Genomic DNA, 25,813 nt, shown 5'->3' on the forward strand with positions numbered 1-25,813 from the left:
CCCGGCGGCCGGTAGAGACCCGGGGCTCGTGGGACGACGCGAGCGAACCCGCGACGTATCGCACGCCGACGGGGTACTTTACCAGCCGCTTCCCGGCCCTCGAAATCGCCCGGGTCAGATGTGCAGCGGCGGGCCGGGGTCGGCGGCCGCGGGCACGATCGGCATCCGGTAGTGCAGGTTCTCGGTGCCGTGGGTGGCGCAGTCGTCGGCGGCGGTCCGCGCCCGCTTGACCGGCGGCGCGGGTTGCGGCGCGCATCCGTCGCGGGCGTCGGCGGGCAGCACGACGTCGGCGACCGGGGCGTGCGTGGTCACCTGGGGTTGCGCCGCGGTGGCGGGCCCCGCACTGCCGTGCAGGCCCACGGTCGCGGCGGCGACCGCGCCGGCCAGCATCGAGGCACCGAACAGGCTGTTGCGCGCCTTGTTCCAGCCCCCACCGGCCTGCTCGGCTCCGCTGGATCCGGTTCCGATCGGGCCGGAATTCTCCGGCGACCGCGATACCCGGGTGGTGGCACCGAAGTCGTCGGCGGACGGCTGGGTGAGCCGCGGCCGGGCGGCCGGCGCTTCCTGCGGCCGGCGGATCTCACCCGATCCGGTGTCGTCGGGGGCGGCGCGGCGGGCCTGCGCACCCGGCGGTGTGGCACCCGGCGGCCGCGGCACCGGGCCGGTCGGCGGCCGGTTCGCCGAAGTACCGGGCTGCATCGGGATACCGGCCGGCGAACTGCCTGGCGCAGCCGCGCCACCGAGCTGTCCGCCCTGCGGCGCGGCGCTACCGCCGTGCGGTCCCTGCGCACCCCAGCCCGGCTGCGGTGCCGGACGGCCCGGCGGTGTGGGCTGCGCCGCTTCACTCTCGGTCACCAGCAGATGAGCCGCGCCGAGGACCAGCGCGTGCATCGGATGGTCGGCCACCCGCAACCGGCTGCCCAGATGGTTCTGGAACGCCAGCCGCAAGGCGTCGTTGAAGCAGACGTTGCCGGTCAGCAGCACACTCGAGGTGTCGGCGCCGATCGAGCGCGCGGCGGCCATCACCTCGATCACGGTGTTGTCGGCGGTACGCGAGTCGCGCAGCGCGTCGGAGGTGATCGGCACCCCGACCGATTCGGTGGGCCGCTCGTCGTCGGCGTCGACGGCGACCACCAGGCATTCCCGGCCGTCGGAGTACACGCCGGTGATGCCGGGGGCCTTACGCCCGCCGGTCGACGGGCGGACCAGGCCGAGTGCCCGCAGGTAGCCCGACAGCGCGACCGATTCCGGGATCGGCTCGGCCGCCACCCCGAGGGTTTCCACCAGCCGGGCGTACTCGTCGACCTTCTCGTCGGGCCAGTCGTCGGGGAACGGGAGGGCGACCACCTCGGGCCGGGCCTTCAGGTGCGCGCCGATCGCGGCGAGCGGGTTGTAGAGCCGGGCGCGGAACACCAGCTCGGCCGGCCAGGTCGCGCCGGCGATCACGATCTGCTGGTGACCGAGGATGTCGCGCACGTCGGAGACCGCCAGGCCCAGATCGGGGCGCCGGCGGTCGAGACCGGCGGTGTGCAGACCGCCCTTCGCGTCCGCCAGCAGGTACGCCGGCGGCGTGAATGTACCTTCCACCTGGACCGGACGGATCGGCATCCCGCCACCGCCGGCAGCGACCGAAACCACATCCCAGCCGAGATGTACGGCCCCCACTCGAGCTGTCACAGCCATAAGTGTGCCTGCCGTCTCGACACCGCGCGCGGCAGGTCGTCCCAATAGCGCGAACAGCGTCGCTGCGACACGATCGCCACTACGCCGAGCTGGATTTCTTCAGCCGCAGCCGCCACCAGGTCACCACCGACAGGACCACTGCGAGGACCACGAGCATGGCGACGTCCAACGCCCAGTAGCCCACCTGGTGTTGCCACAGCGCGTCTTTCTGGGCGGCCGGGAAGATGTTGCGGATGTCGACGGTCGCGGAACCGGCGGCGAAACCCCAGCGCGCGGGGAACAGCCACGACACCTGCTCCATCCCGACCCGGCCGGTGACCGGGATGATGCCACCGGCCAGCACCAGCTGACACATGACCACACCCACCAGGAACGGCAGGGTCTGCTCGCTCGACTTGGACAGCGACGACATGAGCAGCCCGATCACCACCGACGACACCGCGGTCAAGGCGATGGCGATGTACAACTCGACACTGCCGTTGTGGATCAGCACACCCGCGCCCGGCGGCTTCTTGCCGAACACCACCATGGCGACCAGCACCGCCGACTGCAGCAGCGCGGCGATACCGAACACCACGATCTTCGACATCAGGTAGGCCGAAGGCAGCAGGCCGACCGCCCGCTCCCGGTAGTAGATCGGCCGTTCGCCGACCAGGTCACGCACGGTCAGCGTGGAGCCCATGAAGCAGGCGCCCAGGATGAGCACGATGAGCAGTGTCTGCACTTCACCGCCGCCGGTGGGCACGAAGACCGGTGCGCCGTCGGCGCCGGTGACCTGGGTGAGCGGCCCGCGCGCCAGACCGTTCTTCCCGGGCACCACGAGGGTCAGCACACCGAGCAGCAGCGGCAGCACGATGAGGAAGATCAGGTAGCCGCGGTCGGCGAAGATCAGCCGCACCTGCCGCCGGGACAGGGTCGAGAACTGTTTCCACGCACTGGATTTCGGCGGGGCACCGGTGTCGCCGCGCGGGGTGACCGGTGGTGGCTGAGTGGTCGCGGCTTGGCGGGAACGGTAATTGGCGAAGGCGCCGTCCGGATCGGCTGCGACCCGGCCGAAGATGTCGGCCCAGTCGCTGGTGCCGAGGAATTCGCCGACCGCGCTGGGCTTTCCGCAGTACGCGGTCTTGCCGCCGGGCGCCAGCAGCAACACCTGGTCGCACATGTCGAGGCAGGCCACCGAGTGGGTGACCACGATGACGGTGCGGCCGGCGTCGGCCAGTTCCCGCAGCATGACCATGACCTGACGGTCCAACGCCGGGTCCAGACCCGAGGTCGGCTCGTCGAGGATCAGCAGCGACGGACCGGTCAGCAGCTCGAGGGCGACCGAGGCGCGCTTGCGCTGACCACCGGAGAGCTTGTCGACCCGGGTGTCGGCGTGCTGGGTGAGCGAAAGCTCTTCCAGCACACCGTCGATGACCTGCTTGCGGTCTTCCTTGCTGGTGTCGGCGGGCAGTCGCAGCTGGGCCGCGAAGTTCAGTGCCTGGCGGACGGTGAGCTGGCGGTGCAGCACGTCGTCCTGCGGGACCATGCCGATCCGGGAGCGCATCGCCTCGTATTCGGCGTGCAGGTTGCGGCCTTCGAAGGTCACCACACCCTGGGTCGGATGGGTAAGGCCCGCAATCAGTTTCGACAGCGTGGACTTGCCGGCGCCGGAGGGGCCGATGAGCGCGGTCAGCGTCCCGCGACCGGCGCGCATGTTGACGTCGACCAGCAGCTGCTTGTGGCCCTCCACGGTGAACGCCACGCCGTGCACGTCGAGTCCCTGCTCGGCGGCGGGCTTCTCACGCAGGACGAGAATGCCGTCCTTGACGGCGAAGTCGGCGTTACCGATGGTGACGACGTCGCGTTCCCGCAGCACCGTGCGGGTTTCGCGGCGGCCGTTGACGAACGTACCGTTGGCCGAACCGGCGTCCTCGATGACCAGACCCTCGGGCGCCTTCACCAGACGCGCGTGCCGGCGCGAGGCCAGCGGGTCGTTGACCACGATGTGGTTGTCGCTGGTACGACCGATGTTCAAGCCACTGGCCGGAATTCGGTCGGCCTTGGCGATCGGGCCGCTCGGCGGCCGCTGCCGCACCGGGGGCAGCGAAGAGGTGTCGGCCTTGCGGGTCATGTTGATGTTGTCGGTCTCGGGGCGCGGCTGCTGCTTGCCGAGGTCGTTGCTCACCGGCGGGCGCAGCTGGTTCGGCTGGCGCGGCGGCACATTCTGCATCGGCCCGCTCTGCGGCGGCGTGGGTGGCCGGTTCTGGGACGGCACGACGGGCTGCTGGTAGGCCGGGGTGGCGGGGCGCGGCTGCTGGTGCGGTCCCCGGTTGGGTTGCGCGCGGTTGTCGAACTGGCCGTGTCCCTGCTGTGGCGGGCCCGGCCGATTCTGCTGCGGGAACTGGGGGTGCGACGGCTGCGCCTGCCGGATCAGGTCGGGATCGACCACCCGGGTCGCGGCCGCGGCCGGGGGGCGGCTGGGCGGAACCAGCTGCACCGCGGGTCCGGTGTGCGCGTCGCCGAGCCGGATCAGCAGCGGCCGGTCGACCGGAACCTCCTGCGTGATCCGGCGAGCGTCCAGGAACACACCGTTGGTGCTGCCGTTGTCGGCCAGTACCCAGGCATTACCCTTCCAGGCGAGCACGGCGTGCACGCGCGAGACGAGCGGGCTGTCGACGAACAACGTCACCTCGGGCGCCCGCCCCATGGTGACCTGCTGACCCGGCTCGAACGCCCGGTCGGTTCCCTCGTAGCGCACGGTGATTCTCTGCGCCCCCGGTGATGACATGGCCCGGATAATATTCGATCGGCCGGACATCGGTGCGGGGTGAATCCGTACCGGCCGCGGGGCGCGCGGTATGGAGTGGACAGACGGGTTGCGGTAGTGGGGAAACGTCGGGTGATCGCGGCGCTGGGGGTGCTGGCGATCGTGGCGGGTGCGACGTCGGGATGTGTGAGAACCATAGACGGCCACGGAGTATCGGTGTACGACAACGCCTTCCAGGTGGCCGGGCTGCCGACGACCGGTGGCCCGTCGGGGCCGCGCCCGGGCGCACCGGCGAGTACCCGGACCGCGGTGGGCGGCGACGGCGGCGAGTTCGACGCGACCGCGCTGAACGCGATCGACGATATCGAGGCCTACTGGCGCGACGAGTATCACACCGAATTCGACGGCACCTTCGCCCCGCCGGCCACGTTCTACTCCTGGAACGCGCGCGCACCGCGGGTGGACGAGACCCAGTTCTGCGGTGCGACAACGAATCACCTGGTCAACGCCGCGTACTGTCGCAACGACAATTCGATCGGCTGGGATCGCGGGCTCCTGATGCCGATGATGAAGACCAGTTTCGGCCCGATGGCGGAGGTGATGGTGCTCGCCCACGAGTACGGTCACGCAATTCAGTCAATGGCGCATCTGGTCGGTCCGAACGATCCGATGATCGTCCGGGAACAGCAAGCGGACTGCTTCGCCGGCGCGTTCATGCGGTACGTCGCCGAGGACAAGGCCGCGCATTTCGTGCTGAACACCTCCGACGGCCTCAACAGCGTTCTGGCCGCGACGGTTTCGATCCGCGACAACAATCCCGGCGACGTGGAGGCGGTGCACGGCTCAGCGTTCGAACGGGTCAGCGGCGTGCAGATCGGGTTCACCGACGGACCCGCCGGATGCAAGAAGATCGACCTGGCCGACGTGAACCGCCGCCGCCACGGGCTGCCACAGAGCTTCGACGGCGACCAACAGCACGGGCAGCTCGCGGTGACCAGGCGCACGCTCACCGAACTGAGCCGGGCCCTCACCGCGCTCATGCCCATCCCCGCGGCACCGGTGTTCGACTATTCGGGCGCGCAGCTGCCCTGTGCGGACGGCAAGGGCACCGAACCGGTCAGCTACTGCCCCACCAGCAACACCATCGGCACCGACGTCCCGGCACTGGCCCAGCGTGGCCAGGTACCGGCCGATCAGGACGAGTTCCCGGCCCGGATCGACGGCGACTACAACGCCTACGTCGTATTCGTCTCCCGCTACACGCTCGCCGTCCAGCACGCCGCCGGCCAGGAACTGACCGGCGCCAAGGCCGGATTGCGCGCCGCCTGCCTGTCGGGGGTGATCTCGGCGAAACTCGCCGACCCCACCCGGACCGCCGCCGCCGGCGACATCGCCCTGTCCGCGGACGATCTCGACAAGGCGGTCTCCGGCTTGCTCGCGGACGGCTTGGCCGCCAGCGACATTCAGGGAAACACGGTGCCCAGCGGATTCTCCCGCGTGGACGCCTTCCGCGCCGGCGTCCTCGGCACCGAGCAAACCTGCGAGTCCCGCTACGCGTGAGGCTCCCCCGCCTCCCCGGGTTTTTTGCGGGCGGCTGGGTGCCGTTGGCGGTTTCGTACCCGTGGCGGCGGTGGGGGTGCGAAGCGATTTTGGGCGTACCCGGTGAGTTACCCGAGCCGCACGAAATCAGTTGCCGCCTTTGGGTTGCGGTTTCGGCCTTCGGTTCACGGGTTCGGATGCGCGCCAGCGCATCTCGTCCTCGCGACGTCGGCGGGCGTGCGTAGGTGCTCGGTCAGCCGAACGGTGGTGGTGTTGTCGGATCCAAGCGCAATACTCGGTTGCCCAGCATCACTTCGGTGCCGTGTTGCAGAGGAATGGGCTGGTTCGGTTGGACGCGAACCCATTCCGGGTAGCCGGGGGGACGGATGCGGGTGCCGTTGGTCGAACCGCGGTCCACGACCGTCACATCCCAGTTGATCAGGCGGAATTCGGCGTGGGCGCGGGACATTCCGCCGGAGGCGTCGTCGATCCGGATGGGCAGCAACCCGTTTCGGGCCGCATCCGAGGTCTCCGGTTCGCGGCCGATCACCACGTCCACCGCCAGCGGGATGGTGGTGCCGTCGTCGAGCATCAGCACACCCAGCGGCGGGCGCAGCACCTCGGTCGGGGCCTGGGTCTGGTCGACCGGCATGCCGCACACCGTGCAGAACGCCGCCCGCGGATCGGAGGGATGCGACCGAGCGCACTTGAAGCCCAGCACTTTCAGCGCCGACAGGTCGGCCTTGGCCGTGGCCTCCAGCCGGCGTTCCAGATCCGGGTCGGGCTGCGGTAGCGGCGGCGGCGTGGCCTGCGGCTGCGGCAGTGGCGGCGGGGTCGCCGGCTGCGCGGCGGTCGGCTGCGGCAGTGGCGGCGGGGTCGCCGGCTGCGCCGCGGTCGGCTGCGGGAACGGCGGCGGGTTGGTCGGCGGCACCGGCTCGAACGGCGGGCGCTGCTGTGGGCGCTCGCCCTGCGGCCGACTCTCCGGCTGCGGCCGACCGACGACGTCGAGTTGCTGTGCGGTGGGCGGCTGTTGGGGCCGCGGTCGCTGGGTGAGCATGGTCGGGCCGTCCTCGTCGCGGGCTCGCGCCCGGTCGGCACCGAACCAGGCGATCGCCCCCGACCCGGGCAGCACGCCCTCGGTCAGCGCGCCGATCCCCCGCTCCGGCAACGCGGGCACCTGTCCGCTGTCGTCGTCGAGGAACACCGCGACGGCGTGCGCCGGCTGTTCCACCACCCGGTCGATGGTGAAGGCCGCGTCCACACCGCGATAGGTCTCGATGCCGTCGGCCCCCGCGAGCAGCGCGGTCACCCGGCCGTGCAGGAAGATCGCCACCCCGCCGGTGTCGGCGGTCGAGAGGATGCCCAGATCGATGGCCCGCTCGGGAATGATCTGGTCCGCGTCGCGGATCAGCCACCGGGTCGCCTCCCGGGCGATCAGCCGGCCCGGGCCGTCGGGCGCCTGGTCGGCCGCCTCGGATACCAGTGCGGCCAGGGCCTCGGCAGCCTGCAGCGCCGGCGACGCGGCGGTCAGCGGACCGCGCTCGCGGTGCCCGACCACCACGATCACCCCGGACACCCGCACCACGACATGGTTGCCCGCAACCACCTCGACCTGCGCACGCGTCACCACCCGATCAGGTTAGCGCCCGTGGCGCGGTTCGCGACCGCTGCCGCCATAAGGGCCTGTGACCTGCGCCGACTCCGAACGCTGAGAACGGATGCTATGTTCGTCGGGCGGCGAACCGGCACGCACACGAGGGTTCGTACGGCATGAGTTCCACGGGAGGGGGACCATCGTGCGCAGATCTTCCGGTGCGCTGGCGGCGCTCGTCCTGGTCGCGGGGCTGGTGACGGCGGGGTGCGGCAGTCACGGTGGCGCAGCCACTCCCGCCGAGGCCGCGGTCGACCTCAGCACGCTCGATGTCGGCCCCTACAAGGCGGAACCGGGCACCTGGGACAAGCCCCGCAATACGGCCCAGGCCATTGCCATGGAGGCCGAACGCCTGGGCAATGTGGTGCCGCTGCCGTCCGACATCGATCCCGCCTTCCAGTACATCGGCGCCCAGAACAGCCTGGTGCTCACCGACGACATCAAAGGTTCGGTGATCTCGGACTTCTGGAAGGACGACCATTTCGCCGAGGACGGCCCCGGCTACGCGGGCGGTTTCGCCACCTACGCCCGCGACGACGCGCACAACAACGGCACCGAACTGCTCAATGCCGTCCTCATTTTCGGCACCCCGGACCAGGCCGCCGCCGCGGCGACCGCCTATCAGGCGCGTGCGTTCGCCGCACCGGCGACCGACGGCCTCGGCGATACCCCCGATCCCGCCCAGCCGGCCAACGAGGTCGTGCCCATCGCCAAATACCCGGGCGCGCACGCGCATTGGCGGCCCGGTCAGCAGGCGATCTTCAGCTGGTTCGCGTTCCGTAATTTCGTGGTGTTCACCTCGGTGTACGGGCAGGACGCCATCGCGTTGCACCATGCCGACCGCGCGGTTCTGATCGACCTGGTCACCCACAGCCTGGACGCCGAATCGGCTGCCCTGCAGAACTACAACTCGACGCCGCCGGACAAGCTCACCGATCAGCCGATGGATCCCGACGGGATGCTGAACCGCACCCTGGAACGTCCCAAAGCGGCCACCGGCGAATGGGTGAATCCGCCGGGCGTCTACAACGCCCGTGCCGCACTGAATTTCACCGACGACCAGAAGGGCGACAAGGTCTGGTTCGAGCGCGACGGCGTGGATCGCTTCTCCGACTACGGAACTCGCCTCTACCGGACCCGCGACGCCGCGGCCGCCCTGGACGCACGTGACGAATTGGGCGGCGGTAGTAAACATTTCAAACCTTCGGAGGCGCCGAAGAATCTGCCCGCAGCGATCTGCCGCGAGTACCGCGGCAAGGAGCTCGGCACGATCCGCTACTACTGCGCGGTGAATTACGGCCGCTACGCGGCGATGTCGTGGTCGGACCAGCTGCTCGACGCTCAACAGCGCATCTCGGCGCAGTACGCGATCCTGGTGAAGGCGAAGTGATGAAGCGATCGATGCGCATCCTGGCGACGGCGCTGGTCGCGGCCGCCTGCACCGTGACCGTCAGCTCCTGCGGCACGGCCGCGAACAAGCCCACCGCGGGCGAGATCGACGTCCGCACTCTCGATGTCGGCAAATACCCGATCGAACCGCTGGACATCAACGCTGATCAGGAGCCCGGCACGCTGGACTGGTCACAGGCCGGCTCGGTGCAGATGGCCGAGGTGGTGGCCACCCCGGATCAGGTCGACCCGAAGCTGATCTACAACGCCGGGGAATACCAGTCCGAGTCGTTCACCGCCGCGGTCCCCAAGCAGATCCTCGGTGATTCCGATCTGCTGGGCCCGATACTGCAGCGCGACCACATGTACTTCGGTTTCACCACAACGGGTTTGGACAAGGCGTCCAACGACTTCTCCGACTACCACTGGCCCGCTTTGAGTTCCCCGGGCAAGGGCTTGGCCATCTCGGTGATGCAGTTCGGCACCGAGGACGACGCCAAACGCGCCGCCACCGACCTCTACAACGCCCGCTTCGACACCTACCACGACCAGAACCAGCCGGTGCCGCTGCCGAAATACCCGGACGCACACGCCCAATGGCAGCCCGGTGTCGCCTCCCTGGAGGCCTTCCTCCCGCACGGCCGGTACGTGACCGTGGCAATGGTGGCCACCCCCACCGCGGACCTCGGTGCCCTCACAGCCCTGGCCCAGCAGACCTTCGACGTCCAGCAGCCCCTGCTGGACACCCGCAAACTGATCAGCGACATGGACGCGGTCCGGCTCCCGCTGGACCCGGACTACCTGCTCAGCCGCACCCTGAACCCGGAACAGTCCGAGAGCCCGTCCTTCGACGACGTCAACCTCGCCGTCGGCGCCCATACGTACCTGCACTACACGATGGACCGGCACGCGTCCCGCACAGTCCTCGACGCCCTCGGCGCCACAGCCGTGGCCCGCACCGACGCCGCCGTCGTGGTCAAAGCCCGCGACACAGCCACCGCGAAAAAAGCCGTCACAGAACACCTCTCCACCCGCCCCAACGGCGCCCCCGCCGACGCCCCACCACGAGTACCGGATTCGGCCTGCATGGAGTACCCGAACTCCTCCAGCTCCCGCTACACCTGCATGGTCGCCTACCGCCAATACGTCGGCTACGTCCAAGCCGGCCAACTGACCGACGCCCAACAACGAGCCGCCGCCCAGTACGCACTACTGGCCAACAGCCAGTGGGAGTGAGCGGGAAGCATCCGTGCCGTCGCCTGGGTGAGGTTCGCTGACCTGCCGAGTCGCCACGCACCGACGAAATTCGGTCGAGGACTCCGGGGTGGTGGATGTTAGGTTCGAGACGTAAGGCGGGAACGCGCGGGGGTCGGCAGCTCGCCGGGGAGGGAAGTCGTGCGTAGTTCAGTGGGGTTGGTGACTGCACTCGTCGTGGTGATGGCGATGGTCACGGGCGGGTGTGGGGACCACGCGGGCAATGGGGTGAGCGATCCCGTCGTCGATCTCAGCCAGCTGGATGTCGGGCCCTATGACCCTGAGCCGCATCCGTTGCCAGCGCCGAAGAACGCGGCCGAGGCGGCACTGTACGAAGGAATACGGCTGGGGAACGTTCTTCCTTTGGCTTCGGACATCGACCCGAAGTTCAAGTACTCCGGAATCCAATCCGGTCTGGTCCTTGGAGCCGGCCCGGACGTGAAGAACGACTTTGTCGGCGCGCTGTGGGCCGACGATCAATTCAGTGAGGACGCTCCTGGCTATATTGGCGGATACACCACATACGGCACCGACAGCCCACACACCCTGGGCAACCAACTGGTCAACGCCGTGATGATCTTCGGCAATGAGCAGCAGGCGACCACGGCAGCAGCGGCCTTCTCGGCACGCGCCTTCAGCGACTCTCACGCCGGCATTTACGGCACACCCACCGACGCCTACGGTAATCAGCTTCCGGACACTGCGAACGAAGAACTTCCGATCGCCAAATACCCGGGCGCACACGCACACTGGAAGTCCGGGTGGCAGCAAGTCCACAGCTGGTACCCCACTGGGAAGTTCGTCGTGTACACGGGGTACCGCGGTCAGGCCGACCTGAAGCTCGGTCACGCCAACCGGACTGTACTGACTCAATTCGTATCGGACAGTCTCGATCACGTGGTCCCGGCACTGCAGAAGTTCACTCCCACCCCACCGGATCAGCTGATGTCGGTTCCGGTGGATCCCGAGAAGATGCTGGAGCGAATGATGCGCCCACCACGAGGGGACAGCGACGACGCGAAGCTGCAACCGGTGGTGTACAACGCACACACGCAACTCAACTTCGAATCCGATCAGGAAGTGGCACGCGCCAGGTTCGATCGCGACGGCATCGATCTCATCGCCGACTACATGACTGTGCTGTATCGCACGCGCGACTCCGCGGCGGCCCTCGAAGTTCGCGATGAACTCGGTGGACCGCACCGGCACAATCGCGCCGCCGCGCCACCGAAGGGTCTGCCACCTGCGCTGTGCCGCGAAGACTTGACTGCGGGCAGGATGGCCAACCGCTTCTACTGTGCGGTGAAGTACGGGCGCTACGCCACAATGTCGTGGTCCAATCAGCTGACCGATGCCCAGCAGCGTATCTCGGCGCAATACGAGATCCTGGTGAAGACGAAATGACGACCATGCGCGGCCTCGCAGTCCTGATCATCGCCATCCTGACCGCCGTGTCGCTGTCCTCCTGCAGCGTCGTGTCCGGCGGACCGACAGCGGGCGAGATCGATGTTCGAACTCTCAATATCGGCAAGTATCCGGTCAAGCCACTCGACATCAACAACGACGCGGAACCCGGAATGCTCAGCTGGTCACAAGTGGGCAGCCTGCGCTTGGGCGAGGATGTCGCCACGCCGGATCAAGTATCGCCCGGACTGGTATCCAACGGTGACTATCACCCTCGGACCTTCAGCGCCCAGAGCCCGGCGAAGGATCTCGGAGACTCGAGCGACATGCAGTCGGTCGCACAACGGCACCGCCTGATGTTCGGTTTCGAATCCGAAGGGTACGACACAGATACCATTTTCGCCCGCTACGATTGGCCGTACATGGCCCAGAACGGTACCGGTCTGAGCATCATGGTCATGCAGTTCGGCTCCCCCGCAGAGGCATCCGCCGCCGCCACCGAATTCTACGAAGCAGATTTCGGACGGTACCAAGACCAGAACCAGCCTGCTCCGATTGCGAAATATCCTGATACACATGCCCATTGGCGTCCAGGGACGCCCACACTGCGGAGTTTTCTGGCACATGGTCCCTATGTGACGGCCCTGCTCGTGGCAACTCCCACCGCAGATCTCACTGCACTAACCATGTTGGCCCAACAGGCCTATGACGTACAACTACCGAAGCTCGATGCACGCAACCTGATCACCGACGAGGACGCGGTACACCTTCCGCTGGACCCCGACCACATCCTCAGCCGAACCCTCAATCCTTATGCGTTCGAGATGCCGCTGGGAAGTTCCAACGACCAGAACACCGTCGTCGGTCCGCACACGCTCCTCAACTATGAACCGAACTTCGTGCGAGCGAAGCAGACGTTGGACGCGCTCGGGGTTACCTCGGCTGCATTCACCGACTCCGCGCTCGTACTGCGTACCGCCGACCCCAACCATGCTCGAAAGGCCGTCACCGATCATCTCACAATGGCGGTCGACGGGTCAGTGGTCGACGTACCGCCCGGCGTTCCCGACGCGACCTGTCTGCAGTACACCGGGTGGGCCGGAATCGGTTCGGATGACGGCTTTAAATTCCTCTGCATCGTGGCGTACCGCCAGTACGTCGGTTACGTCGCCTCCCTGCAACTGACGGACGCGCAGCAGAAGGCTGCTGCCCAGTACGCATTGTTCGCAAACAGCCAGTGGGAATAGCCCAGGCACGCGGCTCCGCCCAAGACCATGATCAGCACCTCGACCGGAATCAGACCAGCCCGGTATGCTCCGGCAGAGGTTGTCTCCCCCACCGTACGAGCAGGAGTTTGTGACAGATGGCGATGAGTCCCGGCACCATCGTCGGTGGGTACCGAATCCAGCGCCTGCTCGGCCAGGGCGGCATGGGCGCGGTGTACCTGGCGAAGCACCCGAGTCTGCCGCGGATGGACGCGGTCAAGGTGCTGTCCTCGGAGATGTCCAACGACGCCGAGTTCCGCGGCCGTTTCGAGCGCGAGGCCAATCTGGTTGCCGCGCTGGATCATCCGAACATCGTCTCGGTGTACAACCGGGGCGAGGAGAACGGCCAGCTGTGGATCGCCATGCAGTACGTCGACGGCACGGACTGCTCAGCGGAACTGGCCCGCGACCCGCACTCGATGACTCCGCTGCGTGCGCTGCGCATCGTCACCGAAGTCGGCAAGGGCCTCGACTATGCCCACCGGCGCGGGTTGCTGCACCGCGACATCAAGCCCGCGAACTTCCTGCTGGCCAAGGGTGACGACGACGAGGAGGAACGAGTCTTCCTGGCCGACTTCGGTGTCGCCAAATCGGAAGAGGACACCAACGAGCTCACCCAGACGGGCAGCTTCGTGGCCACCATCGCGTACGCGCCTCCGGAACAGCTGCAGGGCGGTTCCGTGGACCACCGCGGTGACATCTACAGCCTCGCCTGCTCGTTCTACAAGCTGCTGACGGGCCAGAACCCTTATCCGGCAACACAACCGGCGATGGTGATGATGGGTCACCTCTACGAGCCGCCGCCGCGCCCCACGGCAGTAAATCCGCACTTGCCTGCCGGACTGGACCAGCTGTTCGCCAAAGCGATGGCCAAGAACCCGGCCGACCGTTTCAATACCTGCCGCGAATTCACCGAGGCAGCGACGGCAATCCTCAAGCCGGGTTACCAGCCGACCGGCAGCCACACTGCACCGTCGTACCCGATCCAGACCTACGCGCCCACCGGCACGGATCCTCGTGGGGCACAGGTTAATCCGACCACCGGATCGTACGGGCAGACCTACTCCCAGCAGTACGGGCAGGCGGGCAACTACACCCAGACCGGGAACTACGGCCAGACGGGGAACTACGGCCAGGCCGGCGGCTATCCGCAGCAGCCGCCCGCCTCCTCCGGATCCTCGACCTCACTCACGCTGAAGCCGACCACCCAGCCCCGCCGCAAGCTGATGATCGGCGCCGGCGCTGCGGTCGTCGTGGTTCTGGCCATCGTCATCGGGATCGTCGCCACCAAGGGCAGCAGCCCGAGCACACCCGCCGCTTCGTCGACCTCGAGCGCGGCCCCTGCCATCGCGACGCCCGGCACCTATACCTCACCGGACCAGGCCGCCAAGGCCAACCCTCTGTTCAAGGGCAAGTCCGTCACCATCGTCGATGTCACGAACAACGACAAGATGGCCATCTATCTGAGCAGCACACCCCAGACCCAGTTCATGGAGGCCCTGGGGTTCGTCTACAACCTGAACTACTCCAAGTCCGGGGACGAGCCGTCGCCGCGCCCGCTGAGTGACACCGACTACAACGGTATCGAAGCGTCCTCGGACAGCTACATTCTCGCCGTCCGCAGCGATGCCCAAGCCGGCAACGGTGGCCTGCTCGGCATTCCGTACCAGCTGCAGAGTTCGCGAGCGAAGGTCATCCCGCTCGACGACCCGGCGGCGGTGTCGGCTATGCGGAACTGGAGTCCCGGCTCGCAGCAGATACTGCTGGACAAGCTGGTCCCGGCGCTGCAAAAGGGCGTCACGAAGTAAGGCCGCCGGGGGGGACATCATGCACAGGGCAACAGCTATTTTCGGCGTGTGCCTGATCGCGGTGGTGCTGGCCGTGAGCGGGTGCGGTTCGAGCACACCGAAACCGCCGCCGCCGGCGCCGGTGGATCTGAGCCAGCTGGACGTCGGTAACCTGCCGACGCAACCGAAGGACTTCGGCAAGACCACGACGGTCGACAAGGGCCGCTTGGTCGAGGCCGCCCGCCTCGGCAATTACGTCCCCCTGCCGGCGGAGATCGACCCCGCGCTGAAGTTCGCGCCGGGCGGGACATCCGGTGTCGTGCGTGAGTTCATCTCCTTCGACTCCGCCGCGATCCGCCTGCGAACGAACGCCGACCCCGGCGCATTCACCGCAGCGGCTCCCGGATTCGTCTCGGGGTTCGTGATCAGTGGATCGACCGACCGCATCGGAAATCTGGCGGTCGACGTCGACAACGTCGTCATGATCTTCACCGATGACAAGGCAGCAGCGGCCGCCGCCACCGGGATGGGCAACGCCGATTTCGCCGACGGGGCCGGGAAGAACCGGGTCACCATAGACCAGTATCCCGGCGCCCTCGCATACACCGGAACGTCCGCGGGGGTACTGACCTCTTGGTTCCCGTATCGCAACTACGTGATACTCACCGCCGTCGACGATAATGTGCTGAGCGAGATCAACTTCTTCGACGGCCCGGGTGGTAAGCCGAAACCATTGGACCCCAACGATCTTCCCCGGCTCACGAAGTGGGTCACCGAGACTATCCATGCTCTCGGACCACAGCTGGACAAGTTTCCGCTCACCCCACAGGACAAGCTGACCGACCTCGACGTGGATCTGGACGGCGTACTGAGCCGCACCCTACCGACCGCGGTTGCCGACACGTCGAGCTTCAACGGCGGAATCCCCGCTGCCTACGACGCGCACGGTGGCCTGCAAGTATCCCGCTGGCCCGACCACGATATCGACCTCTTCCGGGAAACCGGCGTGGACCGGGTCGCCAAGAACGGCGGAACCGTCTATCGCGCAAAGGATCCGGAGTCGGCGGAGAAAATCGCGGTCGCGCACACGACGCTGGGACGGACCTATCGACCGGCCGCCGCACCGCGCGGCCTACCGAACGCGCGCTGCACCGAGGACCGGCTCGCCAATCAGTACAACCAGCTACCCCGCTTCTACTGCTCGGTGACCTTCGGACGCTATGCGGCTGACGTCGCAGCCACCCAGCTCGCGGACGCGCAACAGCGGATCTCGGCACAGTACGCGATCCTCGTCAACAGCAAATGATCGAGGACAGAACCGAAATCATGTGGGCACGAGCAGCTTCCGTCGCGGTCATCCTGGCTACCGCCCTGTCCGCCACGAGTTGCGGCACGCACACGGCCGGTACCGCCCGCCCCGCCGAACCAGACGTCCGCACCCTCGACGTGGGGCAGTATTCCACTGATCCCTTGGATCTCCGCTCGACCTATTACCCGACCTACCTCGATGCCAAGGAACTCGCTGTCGCACGGCTGGCCGACCAGGTCCTCACCGGCGAGGAGATCGACCCCAAGCTGAAATTCGGGCTCGGAAGCAAGGCGGTCACCGAAGGATACGACACATCCGTGGATCCCGCGGCCCTCGACGACAACGGGCTCATGTTCGGCTTCGCGTCCGCGGCGACCGATCGCGAATCCGACCGGTACGGGGGCACTCCGCACGACGGTCTCGGCGCCACCTTGCTGGTCATGCAGTTTCCGACCGCAGACAACGCCGCCACCGCCGCCGCCCAGATCGACGAACGAGGCTTCGCTGGAGCGGCGGGGAGCCAGCATCTACAGCTCGCCGATTACCCTGCCGCACACAGCTATTGGAATCCCGATACTCCGACACTGCACTCGACCGTCGCCCACGGCCAGTATGTGGTCAGCCTGGTGGTGCAGCAACCCACAGCCGATCCGGCCGCACTGACCCGGATGGCCGCGACCGCCTACGCCGCCCAGCTGCCGAAGCTGGACGCACTCGCGCCGCTGACCCCAGAACAGATCCTGCGCCTGCCGTTCGACCCGGACCGCATGCTGCTGCGCACGCTGAATCCGGACGGCTTCACCATTCCTTCGTTCACCGACCGAATCTCGGGGGAACCGGCCGGCTTGCTGCATCAGAGCCGCGACCGCGACTATTGGCAGCATCTGCTGGCACGGGAAGGGGTCGATCGTTTCGCGCTGACCTCCCTGCAGACGCGGGCGATCCTGCTGCGCAGCCGTGATTCGGCCAGTGCCGATCGCCTGGCCGAGGAGATCGTGCACCACGGCTACCCCGGTGACACCGCACCGCCGCCCGGAGTGCCGACCGCGAAATGCGGTGAGAAGAAGCCCGACGACGACGATTACCACACGAAACGGTTCCGCTGCACGGTGTCGTACCGGCAGTACGTCGCCTGGCTGGACAGTGATCAGCTGCAGGATGTACACCAACAGGCTGCCGCACAATACGCGCTGCTGGCCAACAGTCAGTAGCTTCCTGCCCCCGAATACACCTGTGCCCCGGGCATTTCGAGATGACCGGGGCACAGTCGCACGTGCGACTCCAGGCTCAGTGGAACAGCTTGGAGAGGTTCTGGTCGGTGTTCTGCAGGTCGTCGTTGCCCGCGCCGACCGTCTGACCGGCCGAGTGCAGCGTGGTCTTCAAGTCGGTCATCCGCTCGTTCCAGTTGCCCAGTTTCTGCTGGAACGAGTCGTTCATCTGGCCGTCGGCCTGCTCGCAGTACTGCTGGACGCCCTTGTAGAACTCCTGCAGGTCGGCCTCGAGCGCGCCGGCCTTCTTGACAATGGCGTCGGCCAGCTCGTTGACCTCGTGGAACTTGGAAAAAACGACACCGGGATCGGTGGCCATGATTGAACTCCTAGGTTCGAAAGTGAGAGAGAGTGTCCGCAGCTCAGAGGCCGGGCAGATCCAGCGAGCCCATGAGCTGCGACACCTGGGCCTTGTTGGTTTCGTCCTGAGCCTGGAAGGTCTTGCCCGCAGTCTTGAGGCTGTCGGCGGTCTGCATGAGGGTGTCGTTCATCGACTTGAACTTGTCCGTGAACGAATCCATGAGCGTGATGAACGCGTTGGCCGCAGTGCCGCCCCACTTCGACGGGATCGCGTCGGTTTCGGTCCGCAACTCAGTGATGGCCTTGTTCAGAATGTCGTGCAGGTCGGTGAAGTCCTGGACCTTCTGGTCGAGCTGTTCCTGGCTGTACTTCATGTTTGCCGCTGCCATGTGCAACTCCTCTTTCGCTTGTAGATCAACGTCCCAGTTGCCCAGTTGACCTAGTTCATTCACTTGGACGCACTCACAGCCACACCGGTTCCGACCGGACCCCGAGATACATGTGATCTGCGCCACAGCTTCGCCAGTGGGCAACGGACCGAACGGAATCGACCCGCGGATCCCCCGCACGCGGACGTACCGATCGACGAGTCATGAGTTCGAACCCCCTCCCCCCTTGCCATCTGCGCCGGGTGCGAACCCTGGCGTCGACTGGCTCAGCATACCCCGGCGTTCCCAGCCGAGCATCCCTGATTCTCGGCTCCCGCAGGCCTTCTTGCCGCGGCTACTGCGGGAAGAAGCTCGCCTCCGGCTGACAGGTCAGGTCGCCGGACGGCAGCACACCGGTCGAAAGATAGGTGTTCGCGGCGTCGTTCACGCACGGGCTCAGGCCGGGCCGGAAGGCGCCGTGAATCCTGGTGTTCTCCAACGTGACCAGCACAGATCCCCTCAATTCCTGGTGGGCGGCAACACCTTCCCAGTAGGCGGTGCGCGGGTCGTGGTCGGAGGCCAGGATCAGGGCCGGAACGTCGTTGTGCACCTCGGTGGTCGGCTCGAGCGGGTCGGGCCAGAACGCGCAGGCGGTGATGTCGTTGGCGAAGGCGCCGAACACCGGCTGGGTGGCGCGGGCCGCGTCGACCTGCGCCAGATACCAGGACGGATCGCGCGGCGCCGCCCGGTCACCGCACATGACCGCGGCCTCCGCACCGGGTTCGATGCGGGCGGATCCGGCTGTGCTCTTCAGCAATTCGTTCATGTCGACCGGCTGACCGTCGACCGCCCGGTCCACCACGGCCAGGATGTCGGCGAGATCGCCGTTGGCCTGCGGGTTCGCCAGCTGCGAGAACATCATGACCGGCACGGTGTGCTCGTCGATCAGGTTGATCGGCGAGAGGCTCGCCACCGGATGCGCGGCCGCCCGGCGAATCAGGTTTTCCACCCACGCGCGCACCGCCGGCGCGGTCGTACCGAAGTGGTACTGGTCGTCGTGGCGGGCGGCCCAGGCGGCCCAGTCGTCGAGCGCGTACTCGTTGATCGGCCCCCAGTCCTGCACCATGCCCAGCCAGTAGCGGTTCGGGTCCAGGGCGCTGTCGAGCAGGATCCGCCCGGCCTTGTCGCCGAACATCTGGGTGTAGACCGCACCCAGGTAGGTGCCGTAGGAGACGCCGTAGTAGTCCAGCTTGTCCTCGCCGAATACCCCGCGCAGCACGTCCAGATCGCGAGCGGTGTTGCGGGTGGTGATGTTTCGGACCTTCTCCGGATCCGGGGCCACACACGACGTCGCCCAGGCGCCCGCGACCGCACCGTCGCGGGCGAAGCCGAGGGTGTCGAAGCCGGAGGAGAACCACATGGTCGGCAGCGGGATCGCACAGTGGACCGAGTCGGAGCGGCCGATACCACGGGGATCCATGCCGATCAGGTCGTACTTGTCGCGCACGTCCTGGCTGAGCCGGGATGCGATTGCCGCGTTCATCGTCAGGCCCCGGCCGCCCGGACCGCCCGGGTTGGTCAGCAGTACGCCGCGCCGCTTCGCGGGGTCGGCCGCCGCGATCCGGGACAGCGCGAGGGTGAGGGTGCGGCCGTCGGGTTTGCTGTAATCCAGTGGCACCGTGACGGTTCCACAGTCGGCGCCGGCCGCGTCGAGGGTGTCGTCGTGACACGGTCCCCAGGTGATGTCCTGGTGGTAGAAGCGTTCCAGCCCGGCCGGCGCGTCACCAGCGGGATCCGCGGCAGCGGAGGCAGCCGGAAGTGCCGAGGCCACAACGACACTCAGCACGAGACACCGAATCCACGGCTTCATCGACAGTTCTCCTGGTCGGCCCGGCGAGACGGTACGACCGTACCTCCTCCCATACCGCTCGCGAGGGCGGACGCGAGCCCCCAATTCCAGGGGCACGACCACCGAGCCGAACAGCATGCCGGACGGCGTCATCGGCAGGTGCTGACGGGCGTACCGCACTCGCGGCCCCGGGGCAACCGAACCGAGCGCGGGGGTGCCGGGTGACTGCCGGACCCTACTGCGGTGTGATCCGCAGTCCCGCGACCACCCGCTCGCAGACCGCGGAGATCCGCGGCCACTGTTCGTTCGGATACTGACAGCCGACACTGACCTGCATCCCCTGGTCGACCATGACGTGCCAGTAGATCGTCGTGCCGTCGGTGCGGAACTGCTGATACGACAGTCCGGGACGGTCGGCGAACACCGCCTCCCGGTCGAGTTCGCTCACCTGGCCGGCGGGCTGCGCACGCAGTTGCGCGGCAAGCGAATTCGCCACGTCCTCGACGGAGGCGCCCGGCTTCAGCGCGGTCTGGGCGACGGTGATGCGCTGGTGGGCGTCGCCTGCGGGCTGCATTTCCGTACGGTCCGCGGCGGGCGTGGTCACCTGCCAGCGGGCCGGCACCGGGAACTCCACCCGCCCGGCGGTACGGACGGTGTCGGAGTCGGAGACCGGACTCGCCGTGGCCCCGCTGTTCGCGTCCCCGCCTCGGTGCCCGAGCAGTACGGCACCCACGACCACTGCCGCGACCAAGACAACGGCCGCCGCCACCACCCAGCGCAATCGGCTCTGCCCCGAACCTCGTCCCCCGGTTCCGTGGACCATGTCGACACCGTAGCCGCTGAGCTGCGAATTCCGGTCCGAGCCGCGCCGCGGTCCGGACGAATCGGGCTCGACGCCGGAGGTTCGCCCCGCGGGCCCGTGCTTGCGGCTCTGCCGTGCCCGGTCACGCAGCGAACCGCCCGGATCCATCGGGACCGGCGGGCCGGACGCCGGGCGCACCGAGTTCCGACTCACCACGCCGTGGATCAGGTCGGGCACGGGCACCGGCCGCACGTCGACCGGCACCCCGCAGCATCCGGATACCCCGAGCCGCACCGCCTCCAGCCGCTCCGCATCCGATAAACCCAGGGCCAGAACATAATTCGGCACCAGGCCGTCGAGCAGCCGGGACATCAGCGCCGCGACCGCCGCCGCACCCGCCGCGCCGGTCAGCTCGTCGGCACCCAGGTTCGGCTCGAATTCACAAGCCTGCACCCAGGTCTCGTCACGGGAACGCCCGATCACCGTGGCCGTCGTCGACAAGGTCGCGACCTCGAGCACCACGATGCGTTGCTGCTGACCGGGATCCGGGTACAGCGCCGTCGCGCGCGTGGCCAGCGAATCGATCCGCACCCGGGCCGCCACCCGCCGCCCCGCCGCCTCGAGCACCGCGCGGCGCCGCTCACCCCAGCTCGACGGGCAGAACACGGTCAGCTGCTCGCACGGTGCGGCCAGGCGCAGACCGGCCAGCGCGGTATCGAACACCACCGCGAGACCCTCGGCCGGAGTCGGCGGCGCCGCCGGGGCCGGGAAGGCGATCCGGTCGGCGTCGAGCAACTCCACCACCGACACCGCCGGTGACGTCGCCTGCAGCGGCGCACCGGCGACCAGACCCGCGCCGTCGCTGGTCGGCAGGACCGACGGGACCCCGTCCCAATGGGTGGAGTCACTGCGCGCCCACAGGCGCGTGTCGGTCAAGACCAGCTCGACGCGTGTCATCAGCTCAGCGGCGACCAGTCGGTCTGGATCAGTCCTTCACCGTTACGCGTCACCAGGATGCCGCGGCCCGGCGGCATCGCCGACGGCCGCGCGGTACCCATCAGCACACCCTCGTCGCGGCTGCCGCTCATGATCAGACCGGCGGAACCGAGATCCTTCATCTTGGCCAGCACACCGCCGTACATCGCGCGACCGGCACCGCCGGAGCGGCGGGCGATGATCAGGTGGAAGCCGGCGTCGCGTGCGAACGGCAGCACTTCCGACAGCGCCTGCACCGGGTCACCGGAACTGGTGGCCACCAGGTCGTAGTCGTCGACGATCACGTACAGCTCGGGACCCTTGCGGAACGAGCCGTCGCGCAACTGTTCCGGCGTCACGTCCGGCCCGGGCATCCGCGCGTTGAGATAGGCGGCCAGTTCGCTCATCTGCTGGGTGAACTGCGGGGCCGTCGACCCGTATCCGGACAGGTACCCCTGCGGGACCAGGCCCAGCAGCGAACGCCGGTAGTCACCGATCAGGATGCGCGCCTCGTTCGGGGTGTTGGACGCGCAGATGGAGTCGATGATCGACCGCAGCACGGCCGTCTTACCCATCTCCGAGTCACCGATCACGATGAAGTGCGGGCTGACCGAGAAGTCCAGGAAGGCCGGGGCCAGCTCGGATTCGTTGATCCCGATCGGGAAGCGCAGGCAGCGGCCCGCCCGGTCGGTGTGCTGCTGCCAGTTCCCGGCCGCCGCGAGCATGTCGGCGCGCTGCAGCATTTCGGGCAGCATGCGCACCCGCGGCGCCGGCCGGCCGGGCGTCATCTGAGCGATCGACGAAACCGCCGCTGCCACAGCCGAACCCAAGGTGTCCTGATCGGTGCGCCCGTCGACGCGAGGCAGCGCGGTGAGCATGTGCAGGGTGTCGGCGGTCATACCGCGGCCCGGGCGGCCCATCGGCACCAGCGTGGCGAACTTGCGGCCCAGGTCGGAGTCCATCGGGTCACCGAGGCGCAGCTCGATGCGGGTACCGATCTGGTCCTTCAGCGCCGGACGCGCCTCGGCCCAGCGCGACAGCGAGATCACCACGTGCACACCGTACGAAAGCCCTTGCACCGCAAGGTTCATGATCGGCTGTTCCAGTACGTCGAAGTCCTGGCGGATGGTGCCGAAACCGTCGATCACCAGGAAGACGTCACCGAACGGGTCCTCGTGCGCACCGGCCGCGGCCGGGCTGGACGCCGGGTCCTGCGCGCGCAGGCGGCGGAACTCGGTCATCGATTCGATCCCGAGCTGGCGGAACCGCAGCTCGCGCTGGCGGATGATGCCGGCCATCTCCGACAGGGTGCGGCGCACCGCGTCGCCGTCGAGCCGGGAGGCCACCCCACCGACGTGCGGCAGCCCCTGCAGGCTGACCATGGTGCCACCACCGAAGTCGAGGCAGTAGAACTGCACCTGTTCGGCGGTGTGGGACAACGACATCGCCATGATCAGCGACCGCAGGGCGGTGGACTTGCCCGACTGCGGGCCACCGACCACCGCCACATTGCCGCGCGCGCCGGACAGGTCGACGACCATCGGGTCGCGACGCTGGTCGTACGGGCGGTCGACGATGCCGATCGGGGCACGCAGCGTGGCGACCGCGCTGTACTCGCCGGTGAGGATCGAGCGCGGCAGCAGCTGGTCCATGGTGGGCGGTTCGTTCAGCGGCGGCAGCCAGATCTCGTGCGCGGGGCGGCCGTGGCCGTTGATCCGCGACACCAGCATCCCGATGTTGGAGATCTCCTCGCCGTCGTCGCCGATCTGGGTCTCGGCCAGTTCGGGCGCCGGGGCGACCGGAACGTAGTCGCTCGGGCGGTAATCCACGTGCCCCGCGACGAATTCGCGGGAGCGCACGTCGATCGCGCCGCCGGCGATACCGGCCTGGGTCACCTCGCGCTGCGCACCGCCACCGACGTAGGGGCCGGATACATAGGACGCCTGGAAGCGGCGGATCTCGCCGTCACCGGACTTGAGGTAACCGCCACCCGGGCTCGGCGGCAGGTTGAACGCGTCCGGCACACCCAGCACCTGCCGGGATTCGTTGGCCGAGAACGTCTTCAGACCGATCCGGTAGGACAGGTGCGACTCCAGGCCCTTGAGCTTGCCCTCCTCGAGCCGCTGCGAGGCGAGCAGCAGGTGCACGTGCAGCGAGCGGCCCAGCCGGCCGATCATCACGAACAGTTCCGCGAAATCCGGGTGCTGGGTGAGCAGTTCGGAGAACTCGTCGAGCACCACGAACAGCGCGGGCAGCGGGTCGAGGTCGGCGCCGGCGGCGCGGGCCTTCTCGTACTCGGAGACGTTGGCGAAGTTGCCGGCCTGGCGCAGCACTTCCTGGCGGCGGTTCATCTCACCGGCCAGCGCGTCGCGCATACGGTCGACGAGGTCGGCCTCCTCCTCGAGGTTGGTGATGACCGCGGCCACGTGCGGCACACCGTCGAGCCCGAGGAACGTCGCACCACCCTTGAAGTCGACCAGGACCAGGTTCAACTGGTCGGGCGAGTGGGTGGCCAGCAGCGAGAGCACCAGGGTCCGAAGGAATTCCGACTTACCCGAACCGGTGGCACCGATGCAGAGACCGTGCGGGCCCATACCGGATTCCGCGGCCTCCTTGATGTCGAGGTAGACCGGCAACCCGTCGGCGCCGACCCCGAACGGCACCCGCAGCCGGTCGCGGCCGTAGCGGGGCTTCCAGGCGTTCTCCGGGTTGAAGTGACCGATATCGCCGAGCGACATGAGCTGCGCCCAGGACGAGATGACCTCGGCCGCTTCCTCGGTGACCTCGCCCTGCCCGGCCACCCGGTAGGGGGCCAGGCGCCGGGCGACCTGCTCGGCCTGCCGGGCGCTGATCCGGTCGATGACCGCGAAACGTTCCATGGCACCGGTGGCGCCGCGGCCGGCGCATTCGCCGTTCTCCACCACCATCTGGATACCGCGCGAGGCGGCCAGCCGGGTGGCGTAGCCGCACAGGTCGACGACGGTGACGCCCTCGTACCCGGCCTCACGCAGCTGGTCTTCCTCGGCCTCGAGCAGACCACCGTCCACCACGACCACCAGGTGCACCAGGTTGGAATTGCCCGGGGAGTTGCGGGAGTAACGGGTTCGGTTGTGCAGCAACGGGTTCAGTCCCGCCGCCATTTCGCGGATCGAGCCGTAGACCATGCGCTGCGACCCGACGCCGTCCTGCTGCTCGGGGTGCTGGGTGTGCGGGAGCCACTTGGCCCATTCCCATTCCGGGGCGGTGTCCGCACCACAGACGACGGCGACCAGGACCTGGTCCGGGGCTTGGAACATGCACAGCTGCAACAACATCGCGCAGGTCATCTCGCGGGCCTGCACCCGGTCGCCGTTGAGCTGGATGGCGGCGAAACCCTTGATCGCCACCGCGGTCGGCAGATCGGGCACGGTCGAGTGGGTGCGCACGAAGCGGCGCAGCGACACCGCCGCGATCGGTTCCAGCTCCTCCACCGGGCCGGTCTCGGGCGCCACCAGCCGGGTCGCGAGCCGCTGGCTGCCCAGGCCGATACGGGCGTGGCAGAAGTCCTTGTCGCCGGGGCGGCGCTCCCACATGCGGCTGGTGCCGGCCAGCATCCAGATCAGGCCGGGCTCGGGGTGACTCCACTCGACGGCCGAACGTTGTTGGGCGGCAGTCTCGTCGACGTCCTTGCGGACCTGGTCGAGATAGCGCAGATAGTCCTTGCGGTCCTCGTTGGCCTCGGCCGCCTTCTGGCCCTTCCCGCCCTGGCCGGCGAACATGCCGACCATCGAGACGACCATCATCATCGGGAACATCATCATCGTCGGGTTGGAGGAGATCCCGCCACCCCGCGTGAACATGATCGCCATCATTCCGACCATGCCGACCACCATGACGACCGGCATCAGCTTGCCGAGCAGGCTTCCCGGTACCGCGCGCGGGATCTCCGGCGGCGGCTGCAATGTCACCTCGCCGCCGGGCGTGCGCGGGATCTCCCGGCGCTGCCTGCGATGGAACCGAACCGTGCTCATCTGTGCCGCTCCCCCTTCTGAGCTTCTGGCCGGGCTCAGTGTAGAGGGACCCCCCGACATGCCGTACAGTTCGGGCAGCATCGGCACTGTCCCGCCGGAGGTGAACCGGCCGCGGACATCTGCGAACGCGCAGGTGGAGGCGATCGCTCATCGGCGGCGTGCGGGCACGCTGCTCATTCCAGACATGCGTTGCCCCCGACGGTCGCTGCCC

16 protein-coding genes are annotated in these 25,813 nt (G+C 67.9%); 8 read left to right on the forward strand and 8 right to left on the reverse strand.

Annotated features, from left to right (window positions below):
- Nucleotides 1-114: 114 nt before the first annotated feature.
- Both EBN03_RS16730 and EBN03_RS16735 read right to left on the reverse strand, forming a co-directional pair.
- Nucleotides 115-1,683 (reverse strand): hypothetical protein, encoded by a 1,569-nt coding sequence (locus EBN03_RS16730; RefSeq protein ID WP_233608424.1) that lies wholly within the window; start codon nt 1,681-1,683, stop codon nt 115-117.
- Between the two features lie 79 nt (nt 1,684-1,762).
- Entirely contained in the window at nt 1,763-4,453 is a 2,691-nt protein-coding gene (locus EBN03_RS16735) for an ATP-binding cassette domain-containing protein (RefSeq protein WP_122188956.1), read from the reverse strand.
- 96 nt (nt 4,454-4,549) lie between these two features.
- On the opposite strand from EBN03_RS16735, the gene EBN03_RS16740 reads away from it, so the two are divergent.
- Complete coding sequence (locus EBN03_RS16740; protein ID WP_122188957.1) at nt 4,550-5,992, forward strand: neutral zinc metallopeptidase; 1,443 nt, start codon at nt 4,550-4,552, stop codon at nt 5,990-5,992.
- Nucleotides 5,993-6,224: 232 nt separating this feature from the next.
- On the opposite strand, the gene EBN03_RS16745 is transcribed toward EBN03_RS16740, so the two are convergent.
- Complete coding sequence (locus EBN03_RS16745; RefSeq protein ID WP_233608425.1) at nt 6,225-7,601, reverse strand: FHA domain-containing protein; 1,377 nt, start codon at nt 7,599-7,601, stop codon at nt 6,225-6,227.
- A gap of 166 nt (nt 7,602-7,767) precedes the next feature.
- On the opposite strand from EBN03_RS16745, the gene EBN03_RS16750 reads away from it, so the two are divergent.
- From EBN03_RS16750 to EBN03_RS16780, 7 genes are all read left to right on the forward strand, one after another.
- A complete protein-coding gene (locus tag EBN03_RS16750) occupies nt 7,768-9,012 on the forward strand; it encodes a DUF7373 family lipoprotein (protein WP_122188958.1) in 1,245 nt (414 codons plus the stop codon).
- Nucleotides 9,012-10,247 (forward strand): DUF7373 family lipoprotein, encoded by a 1,236-nt coding sequence (locus EBN03_RS16755; RefSeq protein ID WP_122188959.1) that lies wholly within the window; start codon nt 9,012-9,014, stop codon nt 10,245-10,247. The genes EBN03_RS16750 and EBN03_RS16755 overlap by 1 nt, the downstream gene beginning before the upstream one ends.
- Nucleotides 10,248-10,427: 180 nt before the next feature.
- Nucleotides 10,428-11,669, forward strand: coding sequence for a DUF7373 family lipoprotein (locus EBN03_RS16760; RefSeq protein WP_147471612.1), 1,242 nt, complete (start codon nt 10,428-10,430; stop codon nt 11,667-11,669).
- Complete coding sequence (locus EBN03_RS16765; protein WP_122188961.1) at nt 11,666-12,916, forward strand: DUF7373 family lipoprotein; 1,251 nt, start codon at nt 11,666-11,668, stop codon at nt 12,914-12,916. Before EBN03_RS16760 ends, EBN03_RS16765 begins: the two co-directional genes overlap by 4 nt.
- A gap of 116 nt (nt 12,917-13,032) precedes the next feature.
- Nucleotides 13,033-14,742, forward strand: a complete 1,710-nt coding sequence (locus EBN03_RS16770; protein WP_122188962.1) for a serine/threonine-protein kinase — start codon at nt 13,033-13,035, stop codon at nt 14,740-14,742.
- Between the two features lie 19 nt (nt 14,743-14,761).
- Entirely contained in the window at nt 14,762-16,027 is a 1,266-nt protein-coding gene (locus EBN03_RS16775) for a DUF7373 family lipoprotein (protein WP_147471613.1), read from the forward strand.
- A gap of 20 nt (nt 16,028-16,047) precedes the next feature.
- Nucleotides 16,048-17,241 carry a DUF7373 family lipoprotein gene (locus EBN03_RS16780; RefSeq protein ID WP_158675651.1) on the forward strand — a complete coding sequence of 398 codons (1,194 nt, stop codon included), beginning with the start codon at nt 16,048-16,050 and terminating at the stop codon, nt 17,239-17,241.
- A gap of 76 nt (nt 17,242-17,317) precedes the next feature.
- On the opposite strand, the gene EBN03_RS16785 is transcribed toward EBN03_RS16780, so the two are convergent.
- The 5 genes from EBN03_RS16785 to eccCa form a co-directional block, all read right to left on the reverse strand.
- Nucleotides 17,318-17,617 (reverse strand): WXG100 family type VII secretion target, encoded by a 300-nt coding sequence (locus tag EBN03_RS16785; protein ID WP_122188965.1) that lies wholly within the window; start codon nt 17,615-17,617, stop codon nt 17,318-17,320.
- Between the two features lie 43 nt (nt 17,618-17,660).
- Nucleotides 17,661-17,987 (reverse strand): WXG100 family type VII secretion target, encoded by a 327-nt coding sequence (locus EBN03_RS16790; protein ID WP_122188966.1) that lies wholly within the window; start codon nt 17,985-17,987, stop codon nt 17,661-17,663.
- 334 nt (nt 17,988-18,321) lie between these two features.
- Entirely contained in the window at nt 18,322-19,836 is a 1,515-nt protein-coding gene (locus tag EBN03_RS16795; protein WP_158675652.1) for an alpha/beta hydrolase, read from the reverse strand.
- A 214-nt stretch (nt 19,837-20,050) separates the two neighbouring features.
- The gene (locus EBN03_RS16800) at nt 20,051-21,574 is read right to left on the reverse strand and encodes a type VII secretion-associated protein (RefSeq protein WP_122188968.1); all 1,524 of its coding nucleotides are present in this window, start codon (nt 21,572-21,574) and stop codon (nt 20,051-20,053) included.
- The gene (eccCa, locus tag EBN03_RS16805) at nt 21,574-25,602 is read right to left on the reverse strand and encodes a type VII secretion protein EccCa (protein ID WP_122188969.1); all 4,029 of its coding nucleotides are present in this window, start codon (nt 25,600-25,602) and stop codon (nt 21,574-21,576) included. The genes EBN03_RS16800 and eccCa overlap by 1 nt, the downstream gene beginning before the upstream one ends.
- Nucleotides 25,603-25,813: the final 211 nt, after the last annotated feature.

Origin of the sequence: Nocardia stercoris (assembly GCF_003696265.1) — a bacterium.
GTDB lineage: Bacteria > Actinomycetota > Actinomycetes > Mycobacteriales > Mycobacteriaceae > Nocardia > Nocardia stercoris.